This is a genomic window from Yersinia sp. 22-579, assembly GCF_030433455.1.
GTDB classification, from domain to species: domain Bacteria; phylum Pseudomonadota; class Gammaproteobacteria; order Enterobacterales; family Enterobacteriaceae; genus Yersinia; species Yersinia enterocolitica.
Genome location: NZ_JAUJTZ010000040.1, coordinates 1 through 1,125, shown reverse-complemented (window position 1 = coordinate 1,125; position 1,125 = coordinate 1). Strand labels below are relative to the sequence as shown.

Sequence of the window (1,125 nt, the reverse complement as noted above, 5' to 3'; positions counted from 1 at the left end):
GCTGTGAGTTCAACCGATGGATGCAACACATTGGTTAAAACGCTCTGCGGGTGATTCATAGTCTAGCGTTTTTCTTGGCCTCTCGTTGAGCTGCCTCGCAACACTATTTAGTCTTTGCTGGCTGTGAACCGATAAGTCAGTTCCTTTTGGAAAATACTGCCTGAGTAATCTGTTCGTATTTTCATTGGAGCCGCGTTGCCAGGGGGATTGAGGATCGCAGAAGTAAACCTGAATATCTGTGGCTACAGTAAACCGGGTGTGGCTGGTCATTTCAGCACCCCGGTCCCATGTTAATGTTTTATAAAGTTCAGCAGGTAATTCCCGGGCTTGTTTGATGAGTGCAGATATAACCGTTATGGTCTTGTTGTCCCTGACTTTGGCCAGCATAACAAAACGGGAATGACGTTCTACGAGGGTGACGATATAGGAGTTTTTAGAGCCCTGGATCAGGTCACCTTCCCAGTGCCCTGGTATAGCTCTGTCAGCGACTTCAGGTGGCCTTTCGCTGATAGAAATCGTATCCGGGATTGACCCCAATCCTTTCCCTTTAAGCGATGATGTTCTGGATCTACGCACGACTCTTCCGCTTCTGAGGCATTGCTGCAGTTCTTTTTTTAATGCACCCCGGGTTTGTATAAAAAGCGTTTTATATATCGTTTCATGTGACACATGCATTTCCTGATTATCCGGATAACAGCGTTTCAGCCAACCGGCGATTTGTTCCGGCGACCAGTCCTGATGCATCTTCTCTGCGATGATTTTACACAGTGTGGGTCTTTCAATTAGCTTGCAAGGTTTTGGTCTCAGAGCATTTTCCCACGCAGCAGTATCCGCTTTTGATGCACGGTATTGTTTTGCACCACCGTGCCTCTTGATCTCGCGGCTAATCGTTGAAGGTGCTCTCGATAGCTTGTTTGCGATCGCTCTGATGCTGATTTTTGTTACCAGCGCTCTGGATATTTCCTCTCTTTCATCAAGTGAAAGAGCTAACGGATGCCGCTTTCGGACAGGGGGACGATATCCACCAGTCTGGTGGATAGTGGGCATAATAGAAGAATGATATCTGTCGAACATTCTGGCGATATCATGCAGGGAATCACCTTGCTTATACCTGTCCCAGATAAT

General features: G+C 47.0%; 1 protein-coding gene. It reads right to left on the bottom strand.

From position 1 onward, the window contains the following. Positions 1–9: 9 nt before the first annotated feature. Positions 10–1,125: IS30 family transposase (locus QSV56_RS21895; RefSeq protein ID WP_301213813.1), on the bottom strand; the 1,116-nt coding region annotated here is incomplete at its 5' end.